Here is a 24,512-nt window from a genome sequence, read left to right as displayed (position 1 = left end):
GCCATCGCCAAGTCATCGCCAAGCCATCGCCGAGCCATCGCCAAGTCATCGCCAAGTCATCGCCGAGCCATCGCCGAGCCATCGCCGAGTCATCGCCGAGTCGTCGCCGCATCCTCGCGGCGGCTTCGATCGGCCATGCATGCGTTGCCGATTCCGTCTAGCATGGGCATGCCCTGCGGCGCGCCGCAGATTCCGACGATCCCCTGCCCCACGACCCGCATGATCACGATCCGCCTGCTCGACACCGCCGACGCCATCCTGTTCCAGTCCCTGCGCCTCCTTGCGGTCGCCACGTCGCCGACCTCGTTCCTGCCGACACGCGACGAAGAAGCCGCCCTGCCGATCGAGGAACGGGCCGCCCGCCTGCGCCCGACGCCCGCGCAGGCCGTGTTCGGCGCGTTCGACGGCGACGCGCTCGTCGGCATCACCGGCGTGCGCCGCGATGCGCGCGCGAAGGTCGCGCACAAGGCGACGATCTGGGGCGTGTTCGTCGATCCCGCCTATCGCGGGCGCGGCATCGCGCAGTCGCTGCTCGACGGTGCGACCGAACATGCGGCGCAGGCGTGGCAATGCCGCCAGCTGATGCTGTGCGTGAACGAAACCAACGCGACGGCCGAGCGGCTGTATGCGTCGCAAGGCTTCGTCCGGTTCGGCACGGAGCCGCGCTCGCTGTTCGTGGACGGCCGCTTCTACGACGAGCATCACATGGTGAAGACGCTGGCGTGATGCGTCGATACGGTCCTGCCTTCTCGCGTCGCAAGCCTCGCGAGCGCCGCTAGCGCCGGTCGGTGATCGTCGTGTTGACCGCCTGCCCGGCGATCACGACGTTCGACAGCACCATCCCGCTCACGTTGTACGCATAGACGGGCCCCGGCGACGTCGCCGTCGGCGTGCCCGACGCAACCGGCGTGCCGAAATCGCAGTCGCGGATCGTCACGCCGGCGATCGGCTGGACGGCCGGCGCGGGTGGCGCGGGTGGCGCGGGTGGCGCGGGCGGCGCGGGTGGCGCGGGTGGCGCGGGTGGCGCGGGCGGCGCGGGCGGCGTAGTCGGCGTAGTCGGCGTAGTCAGCGTAGTCGGCGTAGTCGGCGTAGTCGGCGTAGTCGGCGTAGTCGGCGTGGTCGGCGTGGTCGGCGTGGTCGGCGTGGTCGGCGTGGTCGGCGTGGTCGGCGTGGTCGGCGTGGTCGGCGCGGGCGGCGCACCGTTGTAGTCGAACGCGACCGGCCCCTGCGCGACGATCGCCTGGAAGCACGACGCACTCACGCCGTTCAGCGTCACGTTGCTCGCCTTCAGGCCCGAGATCGTCACGTTCTGCACGAGCGGCGGGCGGGTGCGCACCGCGTCGTTCGCGGGCTGGTAATCGCAATCGAACGTGACGATGCCGCCCTGCGCGGCGGACGGGTTGCCGGCCGCCGCCGTCGCGACACCGAGCGGCACGCTCGCGTTGATCGGGCTGCCCGCGAGCAGCGCGCCGCCGTAGCCGCCGCCCTTCAGGTTCACGCCGTTCGGCAGCGTCACGCCCTTCACGTGGAAGTCCTTCACGTAGCCGCCGCGGTTCATGTTGGTCTTCACGCGGATCGCGATGTTCAGCGGATTGGTCTGCCAGTTCGCGTTCAGCATCGACAGGTTGGTCGCGTAGATCTGCTCGACGCCGCCGCCCATCTCGCTGCCGAGCGTGATGCCACCGTGGCCGCTGTTCATCGTGCAGTTGCGGATCAGGTGGCGCTTCGCGGGGCCGTATTCCGTGTCGCGATCCTTGCCGGACTTGATCGCGATGCAGTCGTCGCCGGTGTTGAACGTGCAGCCCTCGCACAGCACGTCGGTGCAGGCGTCCGGATCGAAGCCGTCGTTGTTCGGGCCGATGCTGTCGGCCGTCACGCCGCGGATCACGACGTTGCGGCACGCGGCCGGATGGTGCTGCCAGAACGGCGTGTTCTGCGTCTGGTAGTTTTCCATCAGCACGTTCGTGCAGCCGATGAACTCGACCATGCACGGCCGCAGGTAATGGCCGAGCCCGAAGATGCGCTGCTCGACCGGCACGCCTGCCTCGGACAGCGCAGGCAGGTAGTTCTGGTCCTGCTGCCACGGCGTGACGGGCGACGTCAGCAGCGCGTACAGCGCATCGGGAATCGCCGGCGCGACGATGCGCAGGTCGACGTTGTTCGGGTTCGCCAGCGCCTGGCTCGGCACCGACGCGCCCGCGCCATATGCGCCCGACGAACCCTTGAAGGTCCACCAGCAGATGCTGCCGTTGCCGCTGCCGGAAAACGGCGTCATCGCCTGCCCGTTCAGCACCGACGTCGGGCCTTCGCCGGTCAGCGCGATGTTCGTCGCGTGGCGCGCGTAGACGGGCGCGCCGTAGTTCAGGCAGTCGTTCGCCTGCCAGCGGCTGTAGTACAGGCGGCCGTTCGCGCCGCAGTCGACGGGGCCGTCCTTCGCGTAGTCGGCCGGGTTCGGGCTGAAGTAGATCGTGCAGTTCGCGCCCAGGTGGAAATTCACGTCGCTCTGCAGCACGATCGGCCCCGCGCAATACCAGTTGCCGGGCGGCACGACCACGCGGCCGCCGCCTTCGCGATGGCACGCATCGATCGCCGCGAGGAATGCCGGGCGTGAATCGAATGCGCCGGATGCAACCGTCCGCTCCGAGCCGGGGCTCACCGGCGATTTCGCGGTGTTCGTGTATGGCGACGCCTGCGGGACCGTCGCGCAGGGGCGCGCGCCATAGCGCGTCACGTCGAAGTCGCGGCCGTGGAACGCAAGCCGCGACACGTGCGCGAGCGACGCGGCGATGCGCGCGGCCGCGCCGTGCTCGCCCCAGATCGGATCGACCGCCGACATGCTCGACATGCTGCCTCCGGCAAACGCCCGGGTCGCCGCGAACGGCCCGCCGAGCACCGCGCCACCGGCCATCGCGCCGGTCCAGCCGATGAACGCGCGACGCGACAACCGCGTGGACGGTTGGAACCGGGCGGATGAAGACGAACGGCGGCGGGCGGCGGCCATGGGCACTCCTCCAGTGTATTGGGCGATCGACGCGCCAGGTGACGCGTCTTATTCATATGTCGTCGTATCACATATGACAATCTAGCCGCCGCTGGAGCTTCTTCCGAATCTGTCGTTTAACCTTCTTTAATCTGGAAATCATCCGCTTATGTGTGCGCACACTCACATAGCGCGTCTGCGGCATTGACATACGTTGTCGTATGTTTATGCGCAAAAACTTTACGTCAGGCGGATACGCGGTCGAGCCCGAATCGACCACGCTCCCGGAATATGACAAGCTCGCGAAGGCGTCAATCCGACCAACCTGCCAGAGGAGTTCCAATTGCCTTCCCGCCACGGAGTCGACCTCACCCGCGCCCGCGCGTTGTTCGACCGCGAGCGCCGCGCGTTCACCGAAGCGATGCCGAAGTCCCGCGCGCTGTCCGCCGAAGCGACCGAGCATCTGCTGTTCGGCGTGCCGTTGCACTGGATGCAGGACTGGTCGACCCCGTTTTCGCTGTACGTGAAAGAGGCGCGCGGCGCGACGTTCACCGACGTCGACGGCCATCGCTACGTCGATTTCTGTCTCGGCGATACCGGCGCGATGTTCGGCCATGCGCCCGAGCCCGTCGCGCGTGCGCTCGCGCGGCAGGCGACGCGCGGCTACACGACGATGCTGCCGAGCGAGGACGCGGCGTGGGTCGCGCGCGAGCTTGCGCGCCGCTTCGCGCTGCCGGTCTGGCAGTTCGCGCTGAGCGCGAGCGACGCGAACCGCTTCGTGCTGCGCTGGGCGCGCGCGGCCACCGGCCGCAACACGATCGTCGTGTTCAACGGCTGCTATCACGGCACGGTCGACGACGTGTTCGTCGATCTCGTCGACGGCCGCCCCGTGCAGCGCGACAGCCTGCTCGGGCAGGCGCATGACCTGCTCGCGAACACGCGCGTGGTCGAGTTCAACGACCTGGCTGCGCTCGAGGCCGCGCTGCAGCAAGGCGACGTCGCGTGCGTGCTCGCCGAGCCGGCCATGACGAACATCGGCATGGTGCTGCCCGACCCCGGCTTCTGGCAGGCAGCGCGCGCGCTGACGCGCCGCTACGGCACGCTGCTCGTGATCGACGAGACGCACACGATCAGCAGCGGCCCGGGCGGCTATGCGGTCGCGCACGGGCTCGACCCCGACGCGCTGGTGGTCGGCAAGCCGATCGCCGGCGGCGTGCCATGCGCGGTCTACGGTTTCAGCGCGGCATTCGCGGAACGCGCGAAGCAGGCGAAGCTGAACGCGCCGCCCGGGCACTCGGGCATCGGCACGACGCTCACCGCGAACATGCTGGCGATGCACGCGATGCGCGCCACGCTGGAGGAAGTCGCGACCGACGCGGCGTATGCGCACATGTTCGAACTCGCCGCGCGGCTCGCGTCAGGGCTCGAACGGGCGATCGCGCAGCACCGGCTGCCGTGGTGCGTGACGCGTATCGGCGCGCGCACGGAATTCCAGTTCGCACCGGCGCCGCCGCGCAACGGCACGCTCGCCGGGCAGCAGCTCGACAGCGAGCTCGAGCACATCGTGCATCTGTACCTGCTGAATCGCGGCGTGCTGATCACGCCGTTCCACAACATGATGCTCGTATGCCCGGACACCACGGCGCAGGACGTCGACCGGCTGGTCGCGCAGTTCGATGCGTGTCTTGGCGAACTGGTGTGAGGGCGGGCGAACAGGACCGCACAAAGACGGCGCAACGACATCGGCATCGAGCCCGCCATTGCGCCGCCAACGGATATCGCCGTTGCCAAGCCGTCAATCCAGACACGGTTTGCTGTCGGGCATCCATGCGTCGCTGATGTCGAAGGTGCATCGCGCGCGCGGCGCCGCGAACGCGGACACGCTGCGCCGGGCCGAATCGCTCGGCGAGCACGAGGCGATCATGCAGGCGCTCGCCGATCCGTCGCATGCGGCGCTGCCGCAGGTGCTGCGCAACCATTCGGAGAACACCGCGCGCGAAGTGCTTGCGATTCTCGAGCGCGCGCGGCGCGGACGCAGCGGGCAAGCGGCAGCCGGCCGACGCGTGACGGCGGCGCGCCTGGCACAGATGCAGCGCTACGCCGCCGGCAACGCGAGCCGCGCGATCTCCGCGAAATACCGCGCGCCGGTCGACAGGATCTCGTCGTTGAAATCGTAGGTCGCGTTGTGCAGCGGCACGCCGCCCGGCGCCGACGCTTCGCCGTTGCCGATGAAGATGAAGTTGCCCGGCACGGCCTGCAGGAACGCGCCGAAATCCTCCGAGATCATCATCGGCTGGACGCTCGGGTCCACGCTTTCCGCTCCGGCGACGTTTGCAGCGGCCCGCACCGCGAGATCGACGTACTCCGGCGAATTCACCGTCGGCGCGAACTCGTGCGTGTACTCGAACGTGCAGTCCGCGCCGTGCGCGCGGCAGATCCCTTCGCTGATCTCGCGCATCCGCGTTTCCAGCAGCGCCTGCACGTCGCGCGCATAGCTGCGCGTGTCGCCCTTGATCGTCACCGTCGACGGAATCACGTTGCGCAGCCCGTCGGTGATGAACTCCGTGCACGAGATCACGGCCTGCAGCCCCGGGTCGAGATTGCGCGACACGATCGTCTGCAGCGCGAGCACGACCTGCGATGCGATCACGATCGGGTCGATGCCCATCTGCGGCCGCGCCGCATGCGTGCCGCGCCCGTTGATCCGGATCACGAAATTGTCCTCGCTCGCCATGATGCCGCCCGCGCGCGTCGCGAACGTGCCCGCGCGCATGCCCGGCATGTTGTGCGCGCCGAAGATCGCGTCCACCGGAAAGCGCTCGAACAGGCCGTCGGCCATCATCGCCTTCGCGCCGCGGCCGTGTTCCTCGGCCGGCTGGAAAATGAAACGCACGGTGCCGTCGAAATCCTTGCGCCCGGCCAGCAACTGCGCCGCGCCAAGCACCATCGACATGTGGCCGTCGTGCCCGCATGCGTGCATCTTGCCGGGCGTGTGCGACGCATGCGCGCGGCCCGGCGCGTGCTCGGCGATGTTCAGCGCGTCCATGTCCGCGCGCACGCCGATCGCGCGCGTGCCCGCACCGACCGTCAGGTTCGCGACGAGCCCCGTTCCGCCGATGCCGCGATGCACGTCGAGCCCGAGCGTCGTCAGGATGTTCGCGACGTAATCGGACGTCTTCACTTCCTCGAAACCCGTTTCCGGATGCTGGTGCAGGTGGTGTCGCCACGCCTTCAACTTGCCTTGCAGCGTACTTTCCATGTCGCGCTCCTCGTCGATCGGCATCGTCATTGCACGGCGTGCGCCGTGCGTTGCAGCCAGTCGCGCTGGCGGGCCAGCACCGCGTCGGCCGGCTCGCCGGCGCAGCGTTCGTAGACGGACGGCGCCGTCGCGCCCTCCGTGTTGATCGCGAGCACCCGCGCGTTCGCATCGAGCCCCGCCGCACGCGCGGCGTCGCGATCGCGCATCAGCATGGCGAGCCCCGCGACGCCGGCCGCGCCCGATTCGCCGGCCACGAGCGGCACGTCGCGTTCGCTGCCGGCCGCGAGCCGGCGCATCGCCTGCACCGCGTCGTCGTCGTCGATCAGCATGAAGTGGTCGATGCATGGCTCGAGGAAATCCCACGCGAGCGGCGACGCCTCGCCGCACGCGAGCCCCGCCATCACCGAATCGACCGAGCCGGTCGCCTTCGTCGCGCGGCCCGCGAGCGCGCTCTGGTACAGGCAATCGGCCTGGCGCGGTTCGACGACGACGAAATGCGGCCGCCGCGCGCCGTCGCGCTCCCACAGATAGCTCGCGACGCCGGCGGCCAGCCCGCCCACGCCGCCTTGCAGGAACACATGCGTGAACGGCGGCTCGCCGTCCGCGCACGCCGCCTGCGCGACGGCCTCGGCCGCGATCACGCCGTACCCCTGCATCACGTCGCGCGGAATCGCCTCGTAGCCGTCGTACGACGTATCCGACACCACATGCCAGCCGTTCGCCTGCGCGAGCGCCGCGGCATGCAGCACGGATTCGTCGTAGTTGCCCGAGATCCGCACGATCTGCGCGCCCTGCGCGGCGATCGCGCGCTCGCGTTCCACGCCGACGTGCGCGTGCAGCACGATCACGCAGCGGCAGCCGATCGCGCGTGCGGCGGCGGCGAGCGCCTTGCCGTGATTGCCGTCGGTCGCGCTGATCACGGTCAGGCCCGCGAGCAGCGCTGCGTGGCGGCCTTCGAGCAGGTCTTTCGGGTCGAGGGTGTGCGACCGCCAGAGCCGCATCACCAGACGCATCAGCGCAATCGGCGCGCCCAGCGCCTTGAAGCTGCCGAGCGGCGAGCGGCATGACTCGTCCTTCACCGCGAGCCGCGCGATGCCGAGCTGCGCGGCGGCGTCGGGCAGCTCGCGCAGCGGCGTCGGCGCGCGGCTGAGGAGGGGCCAGTGCGACAGCCACGCGCGGCTTTCGTCGGCCGATGCGATGTTCAGCACGCGCTTCAGCGCGTCGGGATAAGGGGCGCGCGATGCCCGGGGGTTGGCGATCAGCATGGGAGGTGGGCTCCGAAGGGACGGCGTCGGAAGGGGGCCGTCGGTGGGTTCGCATCGGGAAGGCGCCGCTTGCGCCCGCCCTCGATGAGCAAAATAATATTGCGCGGAGCGATCAACGAATTCTCCAAGTTGGCCGCCTCCACGCAAAAATTTCTCATTCTTTCGAGGTTCCACGCGCCAACATGACTACCCCACTCGATGCGTTCGATCGCAAGCTGCTGATGGAAGTCCAGCGCGACGCGCAAACGCCCCAGAACGAACTCGGCGCACGCGTGAACCTGTCGACCGCCGCGGTGAACCGGCGGCTGCGCCGTCTTGCCGACGACGGCGTGATCGATCGATATACGGCCGTCGTCGCGCCGGAGAAGGCCGGGTATGCGCTGACGATCGTCGTCAACGTCGAGGTGGAGAGCGAGCAGATCGATCTGCTCGATGCGATGAAGCGGACTTTCGAACAGTGTCCGCAGGTGCAGCAGTGCTATTACGTCACGGGGGAGTGGGATTTCGTGCTGATCCTCGTCGTGCGGGATATGGACCAGTACAACGCGCTCACGCGGCAGTTGTTCTTTGCGAACAACAATGTGAAGCGGTTCAAGACGCTCGTGAGCATGAGCCGGGTGAAGGTGGGGTTGGGGGTGCCGGTGGAGCTTGGCGAGTAAGGCGCGGTGAACCGCGGCGAGTGGATTTGACTGGCGGCGGTTGCTGCGCGAATTTCGATGGCGCGGCTTACAATTTCAGCCGACAACGATCCAATGGGAGCGAATCATGCCTGCTGACAAATTCGGCCGTTACTTGATCAGCGACACCTATCGGGAGCAGGTGAGCGCGGCCGTGAAGAAAGCCGTTCGCAACCTTGAAGAACACGGCATCGCACCCGTTTATGTTGCCCGTAAGCCGAAGGACGCCGAGGCAAACGCGGAATCGGGCGACGCTGCCAAGAACGTGACCGAGACCAAGCGATAAAACGCGACCGCCGCATGAGTAACCTGCGGCGGAGTTTCATGACCCGTTCGAACGACTGGGTCGCTACCCGGCAATACGCCGCCGGGTAGCGACAGGTGCCGCGATGCGATCACCCATCGGCACATCTCGTCCGCGCGAAGACCGCTCTGGCCTGACGTCAGCTACAACTAAAACTCCCCGCCGAATTCACCGCCCCCGCCCCGTTGTAACGCGCGACCTTCGGAAACGGACACAGCGGCCGCGTGCGCCCCGCGCCCCACGAAACCGGCACTTCCGCATTCGGCACCGCATTCGCCGCGTCGCGCGCGGTGGCGACCACCGCTTCAGGCGGCTGCCCCTGTTCGACCCACGCGACCAGCGGCGTCAACATATCGAACTGATCCGCCGTCGGCCCACCGGAGCAATGGTTCATCCCCGGCACCGGATAGAACCGCGCGAAATCCGACGCATTGCCGCCATTCGCCTGCGCGAGCCGCGCATACCAGTCGCGCGTATCGCTGAACGAAAACACCGGATCCCCCGTGCCGTGATAAACGAGCAGCTTCGCACCGCGCGACTTCAGCGCCGCGAGATTCGTCTCGTCGGGCGGCGTCATGAACGACCACGCGGATTCCGTGTACACGCCGTTCGTCGCGAAGATCGCCGGCGCGTCGTTGTCCATGTCGAAACCGAGCGCGAAGCCCGGCAGGTTCGCGAGCGTCGCGGCAGACTTCGGCGGCGTCATGAACGTGAACGCCATCGCGGCCGGGTCGAGCGTGATCGAATTCGACTGCTTCCAGCCGGCCCAGCCGCTGCCGGCAATGCCCGGATCGTACGGAAAGCTCGCATACAGCGCCGTGCCCGCGCTGTTGCGCGCCCCCGCGAACACGTTCGCGAGCGCCGTCTTCTGCGCGCTCGTCAAACACGCGCCGGTGCGCGCGCCGTTCGCGCAGGTCGGAATATCCGCGTCGATGCTGAAATGCGCCTGGCATGCGGCGACGTCCTGCACCATCCCGTCGGCTGCGCCATCGAGCGCATCGCACTTCTCCACGATCTTCGCGCCGACGAACCGCCGCTCCGCATCGGTGAAGCCGCTGCGAAGATCCGGCAGCCCGTTCGCGCCGGTCGCCGACGCGATCTTCGCGAACTGCTGCGCGCCGTACATCTCGCCGATCGCCGCCTTCGGCAGATGCACGCCCGGATCGCCCGCGATGATCCCGTCGTAGTCGGCCGCGTTGCGCGCCGCCGTGACCATCGCGTGCCGCCCGCCGTTCGAGCAGCCGCCGAAGTAGCTGCGGTCCGGCGCCTTGCCGTACGCGAGGCGGATCACCTGCTTCGCCATCGGCGTCAGCGCGTCGACGGCCGCGTAGCCGTAGTCGCGGCGCGCCTGCGGATCGAGACCGAACAGCGGGTTCTGCGCGGCGCTGTGCCCCGAATCCGAGCTGATCACCGCGAAGCCCTGGTTCAGCGCGTTCGTCAGCGGCCCGCCGCCGCCGATCTCGCCGGTCGCCTTCACCACGTTGCCGTCGAGCCCGCCGTTCGCCTGGTAGAAGAAGCGGCCATTCCACGCCTTCGGCAAGCGCATCTCGAAGCCGATCGCATAGGTGTTGCCGTCCACCGCGCTCACGCGCTCGTTCATCTTGCCCGCGATCACGCAATGCTCGGCAATCGGCTTGCCGGCCACCGTCAGCGCGCCCGCGGCCGCGGTCGTCACCGACGTGAACGACGTGTTCGCATACGCCAGCTTCGCGGCAAGCGCGTCGCAGGTCTGCGCCATCGCGGCGGGCGTCGCGGCAGTCATGTGAGCCGGCGACGCCGTGACCGAATCGTCGCCGCCGCAGCCGGCAAGCAACACGGCGGACAGCGGCACAATACAGAGGAATGCAGATTTTCCAGTCATGAATGATGTCTCCCGTTCGCCGAACCGGCGTGTCAGAACATGTGCTTGACGCCGACCATCGCGCCGAGCTGCCCCATGCCCGCGCCCGGCGTCGTGCCGGGGCCGCCGCCGCTCACTGCGTAGCGTGCGTGTGCGCTGTTCCACAGGTACGCGCTCTGCGCATAGACCGACGTGCGCTTGGTCAGCAGATAGGTCGCGCGCAGCGTCACCATCGTTGCGCGCGTGTCGTGCGCGCTGTTGACGATCCGGTAGCCCTCGCCGTCGACGACGACATCCGGCCTGACCGCATACGACGCGCCGACGAAGAACAGGTCGGAATGCGCGCCCGGCACGGCCGGCGAGCCGGTCGACACGCGCCGCCCGATCCAGCCTGCGCCGAGCCGCGCGCCCGCCGCCTGCGCGTACGCGCTGACGTGCACGCGCGCGTCCTTGCCCGCGCTGCTCGTGAATGCGGCCGGTGCGGCGCCGTCGAAGAAGTTCGCGGCCGCGCCGGCGCCGCCGCGCTGCTCCTCGTAGGACGCCGCCGCGCCGAAATACGCGCTGTCGTACTTGAGCATCGCCGACCAGTTGCGGCATTCGGTAGCCTTGCCGGGCACCTGCCCCGCGCACGTGCCCTGCCCCGGCGAGTTGCCGGTGCCCGCGCCGTCGCGGCCGAACGAATAAGCGGCGCCGAGCGTCACGCCGCGATAGGTGCCGATGTAGGTCACCGCGTTGTCCGCGCGGCCGTTCGGCACATACGCATCGAGCGAGCCGAGACCGTAGATATCCGGGCCGATGATGTCCGCGCCCTGCAGCGCGAGGTAGGTCATCGTGTACTGGCGGCCGAACGCGAGCGTGCCGAAGCCGCCCTTCAGCCCGACGAACGCCTGCCGTCCGAACAGCCGCCCGCCTTGCCCGAGATCGCCGCCGCGCACGTTGAAGCCGCTTTCCAGCGTGAACACCGCCTGGTAGCCGCCGCCGAGATCCTCGGCGCCGCGCAGCCCCCAGCGCGACGGCAGTTCGCCCGTCACGGCCGGCATGCGCACCACGTGATCGCCGGCGGCGTTCGCGTGCGACACGTATTCGATGCCCGTGTCGATGATGCCGTAGAGCGTCACGCTCGATTGCGCGTGCGCGCCCGGCGCGGCGAGGGCGCAGCATGCGCCGGCGGCCAGCAGGCCGCGCGTTGTCGTCGATTTCATGTTGAAGCGTCTCCAGACCTTGAGTAATCGCGCGCTCTGACGGCGCGCATGAAAAAATCGAACATCAGTCGCCCGCCCGCGGCCGCCGGATCAACAGCAGCGCGGCCGCAGCGGCCACCAGCGTGACGGGGATGCTCGCGCCGATCACGACCGGCGCGCTGCGGCCCATCGCGAGCAGCTGCGCGGCGGCGAGCGGCCCGACGACGGAGCCGAGCCGGCCGACGGCCACCGCCGTGCCGACACCGGTGCCGCGCATCGCGGTCGGGTAGTAGATCGCGGCGAGCGCGTACAGCACCGACTGGCCGCCGATCACGAACATGCCGGCCGCGAACGCGGCCGCCGCGAGCGACGCGAAGCCCGGCGCGGCCGCGAGCGCGGCGAGCGACAGCACGATCCCCGCGTACATGCCGCCGACCACGCGCTGCGCGCGCATCCGGTCCAGCGCCGCGCCGATGCCGAGCGCGCCGAGCCCGCCGCCGACGTTGAAGCAGATCTGCACGAGGCCGACATGCGCGCGGTCGAGCCCGCGCGCCGCCATCAGCGACGGCAGCCAGTTCAGCAGGAAATACAGGACGATCAGCGTGCAGAAGTAGCTGATCCACAGTGCGAGCGTGGAGAGCGTGCGGCCGCCGCCGAACAGCGTGTGCGCGACGCTCGCGCGGGCCGCGCCGGTGCCGGCGACGTCGAGATACGCGCGCGATTCGGGCAGCATGCCGATCAGCAGCGGCACGAGCAGCAGCGGCCCCGCGCCGCCGACGTAGAAGATGTGGCGCCACTCGGTGTCGCCCGCGAGCAGCACGCCGATCAGCGACGCGACCACGCCGCCGAACGGAATCCCGCAATACATCGCGGCCACCGCGCTGCTGCGCGCACGCGGCTCGACCGCCTCGGACGACAACGCGATCAGGTTCGGCATCGCGCCGCCGAGCCCGATGCCGGTCAGCACGCGCACGGCCACCAGCATCGCGAAGCTCGACACCTGCGCGGTGGCGATCGACAGCAGCCCGAACAGCACGACCGATGCGATCAGCACGCGCTTGCGGCCGAACCGGTCGGCAAGGCGCCCGCCGAGCATCGCGCCGGGCAGCAGGCCGAACGTGCCCGCGCTGAACGCGAGCCCCATCTGCGACACCGTGAGCCCGAACTCGCGCGCCATGCGCGGCGCGGCAACGCCGACCGATTGCAGGTCGAGCCCTTCGAGCAGGGCGATCGCGAAGCACAGCGCGAGCGTGGTCGCGACGGCCGGCTTCTCGGCAACATAGGTGTTCATCTCGTCTCCTCTTCCGTCGACCGGCGTTTGCGCCGATCCCGCGCGAGCGCCGCCGGCCAGTGGCGAACGAACGCGCTGTCTCCTGGTTGAACGGCAGCTTTTATCAGGCTGCCTGATTCTCTGGCCGTAAAAAAGGCCGGCCGGTATGTCTGCCGGCCGGCCGACGCTTATGCGTGGATCACGTCGGGATCGGGGCGTGCCGGATCATGGAGCGCGTCGATCGCCGCCGCGCGATGCTGCTGCACGGCCGCCTGGTTCAGCGAGCCCTTGTCGGTCACTTCGCCGAGGTCCAGCGACGGCGGCGTCTCCATCACGCGAATGTGCGCAACGAACGTCGAGCTGCCCGTCGCGCCGCGATTGAGCCGTGCGAGCCAGTCGGCGAACGCCGCCCGCACCGCCGGCGCACGCAGCACGTCCGCCGCCGGCGCGTCGCGATCGAGCCCGGCCAGCACGCGGCAGGCGTCGAGACGCGGAAACACCAGCATGCCGATGTCGTCGCGGTTGAGCCCGGTCACGACCACATCCTGCACGTACGGCGCGCCGCTCGACACCGCCTGCGCGCGCAGCGGCCCGACGCTGACGAACGTGCCGGTGCTCAGCTTGAAATCCTCGGTCAGCCGCCCGTCGAACTGCAGGCCGAATTCCGGCCGCGCCGGATCAGCGAATACCGCCGCGTCGCCGCTGCGGTAATAGCCTTCGTCGTCGAACACGTCGCGCGGGTCGACGTCCGCGTGCCAGTAGCCGCGCATCACGTTCGGCCCCTTGAAGCGCAGCTCGAGCTTGCCGCCGCACGGCGCGAGCTTCACGTCGCAGCCGGGCGCGGGCAGGCCGATGTAGCCCGAGCGCATCAGCGGGCCGGTCGTGAACAGGCATGACGGCGACGTTTCCGTCATCCCGAGGCCCGCCATGATCCGGATGCGCTCGCCGCAATGCGCTTCGGTCACGCGGTCGAGCCGGTCCCACGCGGCTTGCGAGAGCCCCGCGCCGCCGAAGAAATACAGCTTCACGCGCGAGAAGAACGTGTCGCGCAGCGCGGCGTCGCGTTCGAGCGCGGCGGTCAGTTCTTCCCAGCCCTTCGGCACGTTGAAGTAGATCGTCGGCGCGATCTCGCGCAGGTTGCGCACGGTCTCGTCGAAACGGCCCGGCACCGGGCGGCCGTCGTCGAGATACAGCGTGCCGCCGTTGTACAGCGCGATGCCGAGGTTGTGGCTGCCGCCGAACGTGTGATTCCACGGCAGCCAGTCGACCAGCACCGGCGGCTCGCGCGTCAGCTCCGGCATCGTCTGGCGCAGCATCTGCTGGTTGCTGCACAGCATCCGGTGCGTGGTCGGCACGGCCTTCGGCCGCTTCGTCGAACCGGACGTGAACAGGATCTTCGCGATATGGTCCGGGCCGATCGTCTCGTGGATCAGGTCGATCGTGCGCGGCGCGGTGCCGAGCAGGCGTTCGAACGGCACGGCGTCGCGCGTGTGCGCCGCACCGGCCGCACCGCCCTGCGCGACGATCAGCGTCGCATCGGCCGGCAGCGCCGCATCGAGCGCGCGCGCGAACGCGCCGGCATCGGCGACGAACACCGCGCCCGGCCGCAGCACGCCGAGCGTGTGGCGCAGCTTGCCGTAGTCGGTCGACACGAGCGAATACGCGGGTGAAATCGGCGCGTACGGCACGCCGGCGAGCATCGCCGCGAACATCAGCTGCAGGTGTTCGAGATCGTTGCCGGACAACACCGCGAGCGGCCGCTCGGCCGACAGCCCGAGATCGGCGAGGCCCTGCCCGAGCGCACGGGCGCGCTCGAGCATCTGCGCGTAGGTGATCTCGATCCAGCGGCCGTCTTCGCCGCGGCGCGCGGCGAGCACGCGGTCCGGATGCGCCTGTGCGCCGCGCACGAGGCAGTCGGTCAAGCAGTCGGGATAGGCGCCGAGCGCTTCCCGCGCGTGCAGCCGCCAGGTGCCGTCGGCGTCGCGGCGGATCTCGGCGTCGCCCTGCGCGACCGCCACCGCGCGATAGCGCGCGCCGCCGGCGTGGCGATCCGTGTCCGTGGCGTGCGAGGTCATCGATGCGTTCATCGTGTTCCTCTCAGATCGGGTAGTGGCGCGGCGCGGTCTGCACCGTGATCCAGCGCAGCTCGGTGAATTCGCCGATCGACGCGCGGCTGCCGAAGCGGCCGTAGCCGCTCGCCTTCACGCCGCCGAACGGCATCTGCGCCTCGTCGTGCACGGTCGGGCCGTTGATGTGGCAGATCCCCGATTCGATCCGCCGCGCCGCCGCCATCGCGCGCGCAATGTCGCGGCTGAACACGCTCGCCGCGAGGCCGAACTCGCTGTCGTTCGCGAGCGCGACGGCATCGTCGTCGCTGTCCGCGCGCAGGATCGCGACGACCGGCGCGAACGATTCCTCGCGGTACAGCCGCATGTCGGACGTCACGCCGTCGACGATCGCGGGCTGCATCACCGCGCCGTCGACCCGGCAGCCGAGCGGCAGGCGCGCGCCGTGCAGCCGCGCGTCCTCGACGAGCGACGCGGCGCGTGCGGCCGCGGCCGCGTCGACCATCGTGCCGAGTGCGTGGCCCGCGCGCGGATCGCCGGCGACGAGCGTACGCGCCTTCGCGGCAAGCCGTTCGACGAGCGCATCGGCGATCGATCGCGCGGCGATCACGCGCTCGGTCGACATGCAGATCTGCCCCTGGTTGAAGAACGCGCCGAATGCGATCGCGTCGACCGCCGCGTCGAGATCCGCATCGTCGAGCACGAGCACCGGCGCCTTGCCGCCGAGTTCGAGCAGCACCGGTTTCAGGTGCGCGGCAGCATGGCGCGCGATGATGCGCCCGACGTGCGTCGAACCGGTGAAGTTGATCCGCTTCACGTGCGGGTGCGCGATCAGCCGCTCGACGAGCACGGGTGCGTCGGCCGCCGCGTGCGTGACGACGTTGACGACGCCCGCGCCGAGCCCCGCGTCGTGCAGCACCGCGCCGATCAGCGCGTGCACGCCCGGGCATGCTTCGGACGCCTTCAGCACGACCGTGTTGCCGCACGCGAGCGGCATCGCAAGCGCGCGGGTGCCGAGGATCACCGGCGCGTTCCACGGCGCGATGCCGAGCACGACGCCGCACGGCACGCGCATCGCGAGCGCGAGATTGCCGGGCACGTCGGACGGGATGATGTCGCCGTCGATCTGCGTGGTCATCGCGGCCGCCTCGCGCAGCATGTTCGCCGCGAGGGTCACGTTGAAGCCGATCCAGCCCGGCGTCGCGCCGGTTTCCGCGACGCCCGCCGCGACGAATGCGTCGATGCGCGCGTCCATCAGGTCGGCCGCCTTCAGCAGCCGGCGGCGGCGTTCGGTCGGCGCAAGCGCGGCCCACGCGGGGAACGCGCGGTGCGCGGCGTCCACCGCCGCATCGACGTCGGCGGCGCCCGCGGCCGGCGCGCGCGACGCGAGCGCGCCCGTCGCCGGGTTGAGCCGGTCGAAGGTCCGGCCGTCGTGCGCCGCGCACCACTCGCCGCCGATCAGCATTTGTCTGTCGGTCATCGTTGTCTCCAGTCCCATGCCTCCATGGCAGTATCGGTCAGCGCTTGTAGGCCTGCAGGCCGGGCTTGATCGACTTGTCGTCGAGGAACTGCTTCAGCCCCTGTTCGCGGCCCCGCTCCGAATCGCGCAATTGCGCCTGGTCGAGCTTCGCGTACAGGTAATCCTCGCACTGTTCCCACGTCAGTTCGCGCGAGCGCTTGAAGCCGTGCTTCGCGGCGCGCAGCACGACCGGGTTCTTGTCGATCAGGCGCGCGGCGAGCGCGATCGTCGCGTCGCGCAGCTCGGCGAGCGGCACGCTGCGGTTGACCAGGCCCATCTCCGCCGCGTCGACGCCGGTGAACGTGTCGCCCGTCATGATGTAGTGCAGCGCGCGGCGATGCCCGACGGTATCCGCCATCGCCTTGCTGACGAGGTTGCCGGGCGGGATGCCCCAGTTGATCTCCGACAGGCCGAACACCGCCTCGTCGGCCGCGATCGCCAGATCGCACGCGACGAGCGGCGAGAAGCCGCCGCCGAAGCACCAGCCGTTCACCATCGCGATCGTCGGCTTGCCGTACATCCGCAGGCGCCGCCACTGCCATTCCGACGCGTCGCGCCGCACCTTTTCCTGCAGCGCGTCCGGGCCGCCGTCGATTTCCCGGAAGTATTCCTTCAGATCCATGCCGGCCGTCCACGCGGCGCCCGCGCCGGTCAGCACGAGCACCTTCGCGTCGTCGTCGAACTCGATCGCGTCGAGCACCTGCAGCATCTCCCGGTTGAGCGTCGGGCTCATCGCGTTGCGCTTCTCCGGACGGTTCAGCGTCACCCACGCGATGCCTGCTTCAACGTTGACCTCGACGGTCTGCCAGCGATTGTCGTACTTGCTCATATGTGTTCCTGTCGTTCGTTCCAGTGCCGATTCGGTGCGCAGCGCCCTTGCTGCGAACGGCTTCATTTAATATCAGGCTACCTGATATTGCAAGCGACAAAAACGCCGGTGTAAACCCGTATCGGCCGGCCTGTTACGGGCCTCCGTTTCGGGGGGACGATCGGCGGTTTGCTGGGGGGTGGCGTCAGCCGCGCAGGTTGCGGGCGAACAGTTCAAGCGCGCGCTGCACGTGCGCGGCCTCGTCGGCGGGGAGATCGCCGAGCATGCGGCTTTCGAGCGGGCGCAGCACGGCCTCGCACTCGCGCAGCATCGCCGCGCCTTCGCCGGTGAGCGTCAGCAGGATCACGCGGCCGTGCGACGGATCGGCTTCGCGCGTGACGAAGCCGCGGCTCGCCATCACGCTCATCACTTCGTTCGCCGATTGCGGCGTGATGAACGAACGCTCGGCGAGCTGCGCGTTCGACGACGCGCCGCGCGCCTCGAGCACCGACAGCGCCGTATATTGCGCGAGCGTGATGCCGAGCGGCGCGAGCGCGTCGGTCATGTGTCGGCGCAGCAGCCGGTCGAGGCTGCCGATCACGTAGGTCAGGCGCTGCGGCGAGCGGGCTTTGGGCTTGTCGCTCGCGGCGCGGGTGGCGTTCTTCGCGTTCTTCGCGCTCTTCGAAATCGCGGGCTTGGTCGGTGCGGTGCTCATAAAGCGGGCAGGAGGGAATTGCGGGCCATCTTACCAGCACGCATGCAGCACGCGTATTCAGCCGCGCACCGCCCGCCCGAATGCAAACCTCGCCGTCGGCAAGCCCGCATACCGCGTCCGCACGACGAACACGCCGCCTGCGTGCGCATCGTCGCTCAACCCGACACGCGCGCTCGTCACGTACAGCCGCCCTTCGCCATCGAGCGCCGCACAGCTCGGCTGCGCGGTCGGCACGGCGACGCGCTCCGTCTCGACGCCATCCGGCCCGTACCGCACCACCCGCCCACCGCCCCACTGCGCGTTCCACAGCCCGCCGTCACGATCGACCGTCGAGCCGTCCGGGTCGCCGTCCGCATCGGTCAGACGCGCGAACGACCGCACGTTCGCGACCTCACCGCCCGCGCGGTAATCGCACACGAAAATCTCCCGCACCAGCGAATCGCAGAAGTACATCCTCGAACCGTCCGGCGAGAACGCGATGCTGTTCGCGATCGCCGCGCGCGGCAACGCGAGCCGTTCGAGCGTGAGGTCGGCATTGAGCCGGTAAAACCCGCCCACCGCGCGCGGCGGGTCGCCGCCTTCGTCCTTCATCCCGAACACGAACGCGCCATGCGGATCGCAGCGCCCGTCGTTCAACCGGGTCGGCAGCTCGGGCTCGACATCGGCGATCCGCGTGAACGCACCGCTGCGCAGGTCGAAGAACGCGAGATGCGTCGCGAGCCCGACGAGCAGCACGCCGGGGTCGTGCGTCAGCGCGAAGCACGCCAGCCGTTCCGGCATCGGCCAGTGCGCGAGGTCCGAGCCGTCCGCGCGGCATCGCCAAAGCCGCGCGCCTTCGATGTCCGTCCAGTACAGCGCGTGCGTCGCATCGCACCAGGTCGCGCCTTCGCCGAGCGTGTTGCGGCTGTCGGCCAGCAGCGTCGCCGACGCGGCCGGATGAGTCTGTTGCATGCCGTCTCCCGATATCCGTCGTATTCGCGGGCGGCCGCGCTTTCGTCAGACCTTCATCGCGCGCCGCTGATTGCGACGATACTGGTCGAACAGCACCGCGAGCAACAGAATCCCGCCGCGTATCAGATATTGGTAAAACGTCGGCACGTTCAGCAGGCTCATCGCGTCCTGCACCGCGCCCATGATCAGCACGCCGACGAGCACGCCGGAGATCGTCGCGACGCCGCCCGTCAGCGACACGCCGCCGAGCACGCACGCGGAGATCACGCCGAGCTCGAGGCCGACCGACGTCTTCGGGTCGCCGAGGCTCATCCGCGACGCGAGCATCACGCCGGCGAAACCGGTCACGAGCCCCTGCAGCACGAACACCGTGATCTTGATGCGCATCACCGGCAGCCCCGCGAGCAGCGCCGCCTCGCCGTTGCCGCCGACGGCCAGCACGTTCTTGCCGAACACCGTCTTGCGCAGCAGGAAGCCGAACACGACGAAGCCGACGAGGTTGCTCCAGATCGGATACGAGATGCCGAGAAACGCGCCCGAGCCGAGTTCGAAGAAGCGCTCCTCGGAGATCATCACCGCGTCGCCGTTCGACGTGATGAACGCGAGCCCGCGCACGACCTCCATCATCGCGAGCGTGACGATCAGCGAATTGATCCGCCAGCGCGCGATCAGCACGCCGTTGACGAGCCCGACCGCGCCGCCCGCGAGCACGCCGGCCAGCGTGCCGAGCAGCACGCTGTGCGTCGCGGTGATCAGCGTCGACGCGACGACGCCCGAGAACGCGACGATCGACGCGACCGACAGGTCCACCTCGCCGAGCGCGAGCACGAACATCATCGTCACCGCGATCGAGCCGATCAGCGTGACCGACAGCAGCAGGCCCTGGATGTTGCGGGGCGTGAGGAAATCCGGCACGGTCAGCGACAGCGTCGCGAACAGCACGACGAACACCATCACGATGCCGGAGCGGTTGATCAGTTGCCACGCGCCGCTGCGCGCGCGGGCCGCCGGCGCGACGGCGTCCGGGGACGAGGAAGTGCGTTGAGATTGCATGGTGTCGCTCATGTCGTGTGCGTCGTTCCTGTGTCAACAGCAAGCCCTAGCGCGGCAGCGCGAGCCTGATCAGCGCATCGGGGCTCGCCTGCGCCTTCGTCATGCAGCCCGCGATCCGTCCTTCCTTCATCACGATGATCCGGTCCGCCACGCCGATCACCTCGGCGAGATCGCTCGACACGAGGATCACCGTGCGGCCCGCTTCCGCGAGTTCGTAGAACAGGTTGTAGATTTCCGCGCGCGCCCCCACGTCGATGCCGCGCGTCGGCTCGTCCATCAGGAACACGTCGATGCGTTCGGCGAGCCAGCGCGCGAGCACCACCTTCTGCTGGTTGCCGCCCGACAGCGCGCCGATCGGCGTGTCGCCGTCGCGGGTCTTGATCGCGAGCCGCTCGATGTAGCGCTGCGCGAGTTCGCGCTCGCGCCGCGGCGCGAGCAGCATCCGCGCGGGGCTGAAATGCCGGCGCGCGCTGATGTTCAGGTTGTCGGCCACCGACGCGATCGCGACGATGCCTTCCTGCTTGCGGTCCTCCGGGCACAGCGCGATGCCCGCGCGCACCGCGTCGCGCGGGCTCGCGAACGCGACGCGTCGCCCGTTCAGCTCGACGTGGCCCGCGCTCGGCCGCGCCGCGCCGTACAGCAGCTTCATCAGCTCCGAACGCCCCGCGCCGACCAGCCCGAAGAAGCCGACGATCTCGCCGCGGCACGCGCTGAACGATACGGGCTCGGACAGCCCGGGCCCGGCCAGCCCTTTCGCCTCGATCAGCACGTCGCCGGCCGCGCGCGGCCGGTAGCCGTACACGTCCGCGATCGGGCGGCCGACCATGCAGCCGATCAGCCGGTTGCGGTCGAGATCGGCGACCGTTTCGAAGGTCTCGATGCGGCGGCCGTCGCGAAACACCGTCACGCGGTCGCACAATTCGTAGACCTCCTCCATCCGGTGCGTGACGTAGATGATCGCGCGGCCATCCGCGCGCAGCGCGTGGATGATGCGGAACAGCTGCGCGGTCTCGCGCGCGGACAGCGAACTGGTCGGCTCGTCGAACGCGATCACGCGCGCGTCGCGCATCAGCGCCTTGCCGATCTCGATCATCTGCCGCTGCCCGATCGACAGGTGCTTGACCGGCGTGTCCGGGTCGAGCCGCTCGCCGAGCCGTTCGAGTTCGCGCATCGCGCGCGCCGCCAGCGTGCGCGCGTCGACCACACCGAGCCGGTTCGGCAGCTGCCCGAGCATCAGGTTTTCCGCGACCGTCAGCTCGGGCACCAGGTGCAGCTCCTGATAGATGATCGCGATGCCCGCCTCCAGCGCCGCGCGCGTCGACGCGAAGCGCTGCGCGACGCCGTTCAGCGTCAGCGTGCCGGCCTGCGGCTGGTTCACGCCGGACAGCACCTTCAGCAGCGTCGACTTGCCCGCGCCGTTCTCGCCCATCAGCCCGTGCACTTCGCCCGCGCGCACCGCCAGCGACACCGCGTCGAGCGCGCGCACGCCCGGGAAGCTCACGGTGATGCCGTCGAGCGCGAGCAGCGCGTCGGCCGCGCGCCCCGGCGCCGCGGCGGCGTCCGTCTGCATGATCGTGTCGGTCGTCATCGCACCCTCGCCGGCCGTCGTCAGATGCCCAGCTCGGCGCGCACGGCCTGCCAGTTGCCGCGCGTCATCAGCTTGCCGCTCGTCTGCGTGTCGGCGGGCGGCACCTTGCCGTTGCGGATCCAGTCGACGAGGTTCTGCGCGCTGTCCTTGCCGTGGTTCGTCGAGCTGACCGCGATCGTGCCGTAGAAGCCGGTCGGCTCCTTCTTCTGGAATTCGGCGAACGCCTCGCCCGCGCCGTTGATGCCGACGCCGATCACGTCCGCGGACGGGATGTGCAGCTGCTCGGTCGCGCGCACCGCGCCGAGCACGGTCTCCTCGTTCAGCGCGAAGATCACCCACTTCTTCACGTTCGGATGCCGCGCGAGCACCGGCGCGGCGGCGCTGAAGCCGCCTTCGTCGTCGGTCGTCTTCTGCGGCGCGTCGAAGATGTTCTCCTTGCGGAAGCCGTTCGCGAGCAGCGCCTGCGTCGCGCCGTCGGTGCGCAGCTTCGCGGTCGGCAGCTCGTAGTTGGTCACGCGCAGCGCGCCGACTTCCTCCGGCTTCCAGCCGCGCTGCTTCATCTCGTCGGCGATCGCCTGGCCGACCTGGCCGCCGATCTTGGTCGCCGACATCCCGAGGTGCGGGACGTTCGCGAGCGGCTTGCCGGACGAATCGACGAGCTGGTCGTCGACGGTCACGAACTTCATGTTGTAGCGCTTCGCGCGCGCGGCGATCGCGGGCCCGAGCCGCACGTCGGGCGCGCAGATCACGAAGCCCTGCACGCCCTGCGCGCCGAGGTTGTCGATCGCGGCGAGCGTCTTCTCGCCGTCGGGCGTGCCGATCTTCACGACCGAGAAGCCCTGCTTCTGGCCCAGCGTGCCGGCCGCGTTCTGCTCGTTGATGAACCACGCCTGCTCGGGCATCTTCACGAGAAAGCCGATCTTCAGCGGCGCATCGGCGCGGGCCGCGCCCGGCATGCCGAGCGGCGCGAGGCACAGCGCCGCGAGCGTGGCGCGCAGGGTCAGTCGGCGGATCGTGCGGGTCGTGCGGGTCATGTCGTGTCTCCTTGTGTCAGGCCGTGGTCGACCGTGGTGTGTATATGTGTGCGAACGCGTGCCGTGCTGACGGCGATGCGGCGCGGTGCGGATGCGTCAGCGGCCGAATGCGTCCGTCTCGACGCGGCGGCCGAACAGGAACGCGTCGGCGACGAGGCGCAGCGGCCGCGCGTCGACGTCGCTCTCGTGGCCGGCGATCAGTTCGTGAAAGCGCGCGTACAGCGCCGGGTACTCGCGCTGCGGCGGCAATGCGACCGGCTCGCCCGCGATCGACAGCTGCGCGCCGCCGCCGCTGATCGCCAGCACGCCGTCGGCGGTATCGACCGCGATCTCCCATTGCTCGAGCGGCCCGTGACGCCAGTCGAATTCGGCGCGCACCGGCACGCCGCCGGTATCGACGCAATCGAGCTCGGCCGCGATCGGCGTCTGCACGTCACGCGGCACGAACAGGCGCGCGGACGCGAGCACCAGTTCGCGCGGCAGGATCTGCGTGACGATCGACAGCGCGTTGATGCCCGGATCGAACACGCCGAGGCCGCCGGGCTCCCAGATCCATTGCTGGCCCGGATGCCAGCGCCGCACGTCCTCTTTCCAGCGCACCTGCACCGCGCGGATCGTGCGCGTCGCGAGCCACGCGCGCGCCGGCTCGACCGCGCTCGCATAGCGCGAATGCCAGGTCGCGAACAACGTGCAGCCGCGCGCATGCGCGAGCGCCTGCAGCGCCGCCACTTCGCCGAGCGTCGCGCCCGGCGGCTTCTCGAGCATCACGTGCTTGCCCGCTTCGAGCGCGGCGCGCGCCTGCGCGTAGCGCACCTGCGGCGGCGCGCACAGCGAGACCGCATCGAGGCCGGGCTCGGCGGCGAGCAGCGCGTCGAGGTTCGGGTAGTTCCGCACGCCGTCGAGTTCCGCATGACGGCTCGCGCACGCGGCCAGCGCGAAGCCCGGCTCGGCGGCGATCGCGGGCAGATGCTGGTCGCGGGCGATCTTGCCGATGCCGACGATGCCCAGCGAATAGACGGAATCCATCGTGCGCTCCTTGTACGTGATCGGTCAGCGCGCCCAGCGCAGCACCAGCGGATCGAGCCGGCGCGCGAGCGCGACCAGCTCGGCGCGCGTGGCCGGATGCAGTTCGGGCAGCGGATGGCGCGGCCGCTCGCACGCGATCACGCCGCCTTCGCGCATCAGCGCCTTCGCGGCGAGCAGCCCCGCCTGGCGGTTCTCGTGATTGATCAGCGGCAGCCACTGCGCGTAGCGCGCATAAGCGTCGTCGATGCGCCCTTCGCGGTGCGCGACGAGGATCGGCCGCAGGCCGTCCGGATACGCGCCGCCCGTCATCGCGCCGGTCGCGCCCGCGTTCAGGTCGGCCAGCAGCGTGATCGCCTCCTCGCCGTCCCACGGCCCCTCGACCGCGTCGCCGCCGAGCCGGATCAGCTCGCGCAGCTTGCTCGCCGCGCCCGGCGTCTCGATCTTGAAGTACGCGACCTGCTCGATCTCGCGCGCCATCCGCGCGAGGAACGGCGCGGCGAGCACGGTGCCGCTCGCCGGCGCGTCCTGGATCATGATCGGGATGTCGAGCGCGTCCGACACGCGCGCGTAGAAGTCGAAGATCTGCGGCTCGGGCACGCGGAACGTCGCGCCGTGATACGGCGGCATCACCATCACCATCGACGCGCCGAGATCCTGCGCGCGGCGGCTGCGCGCCGCGCAGACGTCCGTGCCGTAGTGCGACGTCGTCACGATCACCGGCACGCGGCCGGCGACGTGCTCGAGGATCGTGCGCGTGAGCACGTCGCGCTCGTCGTCGGCGAGCGCGAACTGCTCGGAGAAGTTCGCGAGGATGCACAGCCCGTCCGAGCCCGCGTCGATCATGAAATCGACCGCGCGCTTCTGGCTCGCGAGATCGAGCGCGCCGGTGTCGGTGAACGTCGTCGGCACGACGGGGAAAATGCCGCGATAACGCGGCGAACGGCTGGATGTCATGGTTCGGATCCTGATCGGGTCG

21 protein-coding genes are annotated in these 24,512 nt (G+C 69.7%); 5 read left to right on the top strand and 16 right to left on the bottom strand.

What is annotated here, in order from left to right; translation table 11 throughout:
* The first annotated feature begins 219 nt into the window (after positions 1-219).
* A complete protein-coding gene (locus ABFO07_RS29350; RefSeq protein WP_059565153.1) occupies positions 220-726 on the top strand; it encodes a GNAT family N-acetyltransferase in 507 nt (168 codons plus the stop codon).
* A gap of 49 nt (positions 727-775) precedes the next feature.
* Here the strand turns inward: ABFO07_RS29350 and ABFO07_RS29345 are convergent, their stop codons facing one another.
* Positions 776-3,001 (bottom strand): glycoside hydrolase family 28 protein, encoded by a 2,226-nt coding sequence (locus ABFO07_RS29345; protein ID WP_430733067.1) that lies wholly within the window; start codon positions 2,999-3,001, stop codon positions 776-778.
* A 322-nt stretch (positions 3,002-3,323) separates the two neighbouring features.
* Between ABFO07_RS29345 and ABFO07_RS29340 the strand changes: the two genes are divergently transcribed.
* Complete coding sequence (locus tag ABFO07_RS29340) at positions 3,324-4,682, top strand: aspartate aminotransferase family protein (protein WP_347469168.1); 1,359 nt, start codon at positions 3,324-3,326, stop codon at positions 4,680-4,682.
* Between the two features lie 82 nt (positions 4,683-4,764).
* Complete coding sequence (locus tag ABFO07_RS29335) at positions 4,765-5,157, top strand: hypothetical protein (protein WP_347469167.1); 393 nt, start codon at positions 4,765-4,767, stop codon at positions 5,155-5,157.
* On the opposite strand, the gene ABFO07_RS29330 is transcribed toward ABFO07_RS29335, so the two are convergent.
* Positions 5,076-6,239 carry a M20 aminoacylase family protein gene (locus tag ABFO07_RS29330; RefSeq protein WP_347469165.1) on the bottom strand — a complete coding sequence of 388 codons (1,164 nt, stop codon included), beginning with the start codon at positions 6,237-6,239 and terminating at the stop codon, positions 5,076-5,078. The genes ABFO07_RS29335 and ABFO07_RS29330 overlap by 82 nt on opposite strands.
* 26 nt (positions 6,240-6,265) lie before the next feature.
* Positions 6,266-7,504, bottom strand: coding sequence for a diaminopropionate ammonia-lyase (locus ABFO07_RS29325; RefSeq protein WP_347469163.1), 1,239 nt, complete (start codon positions 7,502-7,504; stop codon positions 6,266-6,268).
* A gap of 182 nt (positions 7,505-7,686) precedes the next feature.
* On the opposite strand from ABFO07_RS29325, the gene ABFO07_RS29320 reads away from it, so the two are divergent.
* Both ABFO07_RS29320 and ABFO07_RS29315 read left to right on the top strand, forming a co-directional pair.
* The gene (locus tag ABFO07_RS29320) at positions 7,687-8,163 is read left to right on the top strand and encodes an Lrp/AsnC family transcriptional regulator (RefSeq protein WP_059565041.1); all 477 of its coding nucleotides are present in this window, start codon (positions 7,687-7,689) and stop codon (positions 8,161-8,163) included.
* 106 nt (positions 8,164-8,269) lie between these two features.
* Positions 8,270-8,467 (top strand): hypothetical protein, encoded by a 198-nt coding sequence (locus ABFO07_RS29315; protein WP_347469162.1) that lies wholly within the window; start codon positions 8,270-8,272, stop codon positions 8,465-8,467.
* A gap of 157 nt (positions 8,468-8,624) precedes the next feature.
* Here ABFO07_RS29315 and ABFO07_RS29310 read toward each other — a convergent pair whose 3' ends face one another.
* The 13 genes from ABFO07_RS29310 to ABFO07_RS29250 form a co-directional block, all read right to left on the bottom strand.
* A complete protein-coding gene (locus ABFO07_RS29310) occupies positions 8,625-10,346 on the bottom strand; it encodes a tannase/feruloyl esterase family alpha/beta hydrolase (RefSeq protein ID WP_347469161.1) in 1,722 nt (573 codons plus the stop codon).
* Positions 10,347-10,378: 32 nt separating this feature from the next.
* Positions 10,379-11,527, bottom strand: coding sequence for a porin (locus tag ABFO07_RS29305; protein WP_347469160.1), 1,149 nt, complete (start codon positions 11,525-11,527; stop codon positions 10,379-10,381).
* A gap of 64 nt (positions 11,528-11,591) precedes the next feature.
* On the bottom strand, positions 11,592-12,797 hold the full coding sequence (gene mhpT, locus ABFO07_RS29300) for a 3-(3-hydroxy-phenyl)propionate transporter MhpT (protein WP_059907674.1): 1,206 nt from the start codon (positions 12,795-12,797) through the stop codon (positions 11,592-11,594).
* 167 nt (positions 12,798-12,964) lie between these two features.
* The gene (locus tag ABFO07_RS29295) at positions 12,965-14,863 is read right to left on the bottom strand and encodes a feruloyl-CoA synthase (protein WP_347469159.1); all 1,899 of its coding nucleotides are present in this window, start codon (positions 14,861-14,863) and stop codon (positions 12,965-12,967) included.
* Between the two features lie 10 nt (positions 14,864-14,873).
* Positions 14,874-16,322: an aldehyde dehydrogenase gene (locus ABFO07_RS29290; protein ID WP_347469157.1), complete on the bottom strand. Its 1,449-nt coding sequence runs from the start codon at positions 16,320-16,322 to the stop codon at positions 14,874-14,876.
* Between the two features lie 37 nt (positions 16,323-16,359).
* On the bottom strand, positions 16,360-17,190 hold the full coding sequence (locus tag ABFO07_RS29285) for a p-hydroxycinnamoyl CoA hydratase/lyase (protein WP_059565034.1): 831 nt from the start codon (positions 17,188-17,190) through the stop codon (positions 16,360-16,362).
* A gap of 184 nt (positions 17,191-17,374) precedes the next feature.
* Positions 17,375-17,884 (bottom strand): MarR family winged helix-turn-helix transcriptional regulator, encoded by a 510-nt coding sequence (locus tag ABFO07_RS29280; protein WP_124518509.1) that lies wholly within the window; start codon positions 17,882-17,884, stop codon positions 17,375-17,377.
* A gap of 57 nt (positions 17,885-17,941) precedes the next feature.
* Positions 17,942-18,835 carry an SMP-30/gluconolactonase/LRE family protein gene (locus tag ABFO07_RS29275; protein ID WP_347469155.1) on the bottom strand — a complete coding sequence of 298 codons (894 nt, stop codon included), beginning with the start codon at positions 18,833-18,835 and terminating at the stop codon, positions 17,942-17,944.
* Between the two features lie 45 nt (positions 18,836-18,880).
* Positions 18,881-19,900 (bottom strand): L-arabinose ABC transporter permease AraH, encoded by a 1,020-nt coding sequence (gene araH / locus ABFO07_RS29270; protein ID WP_059565031.1) that lies wholly within the window; start codon positions 19,898-19,900, stop codon positions 18,881-18,883.
* 34 nt (positions 19,901-19,934) lie between these two features.
* Positions 19,935-21,476, bottom strand: coding sequence for an L-arabinose ABC transporter ATP-binding protein AraG (gene araG / locus ABFO07_RS29265; RefSeq protein WP_059907669.1), 1,542 nt, complete (start codon positions 21,474-21,476; stop codon positions 19,935-19,937).
* Positions 21,477-21,496: 20 nt separating this feature from the next.
* Positions 21,497-22,510 (bottom strand): arabinose ABC transporter substrate-binding protein, encoded by a 1,014-nt coding sequence (locus ABFO07_RS29260; RefSeq protein ID WP_059565029.1) that lies wholly within the window; start codon positions 22,508-22,510, stop codon positions 21,497-21,499.
* Positions 22,511-22,606: 96 nt separating this feature from the next.
* Complete coding sequence (locus ABFO07_RS29255) at positions 22,607-23,536, bottom strand: Gfo/Idh/MocA family protein (RefSeq protein WP_347469153.1); 930 nt, start codon at positions 23,534-23,536, stop codon at positions 22,607-22,609.
* A 24-nt stretch (positions 23,537-23,560) separates the two neighbouring features.
* On the bottom strand, positions 23,561-24,490 hold the full coding sequence (locus ABFO07_RS29250) for a dihydrodipicolinate synthase family protein (protein ID WP_059810801.1): 930 nt from the start codon (positions 24,488-24,490) through the stop codon (positions 23,561-23,563).
* Positions 24,491-24,512: the final 22 nt, after the last annotated feature.

Origin of the sequence: Burkholderia stagnalis (assembly GCF_039848545.1) — a bacterium.
Lineage (GTDB): Bacteria > Pseudomonadota > Gammaproteobacteria > Burkholderiales > Burkholderiaceae > Burkholderia > Burkholderia stagnalis.
The sequence above is the reverse complement of the archived record's forward strand: the minus strand, read 5'-3'. Positions and strand labels throughout refer to the sequence as shown.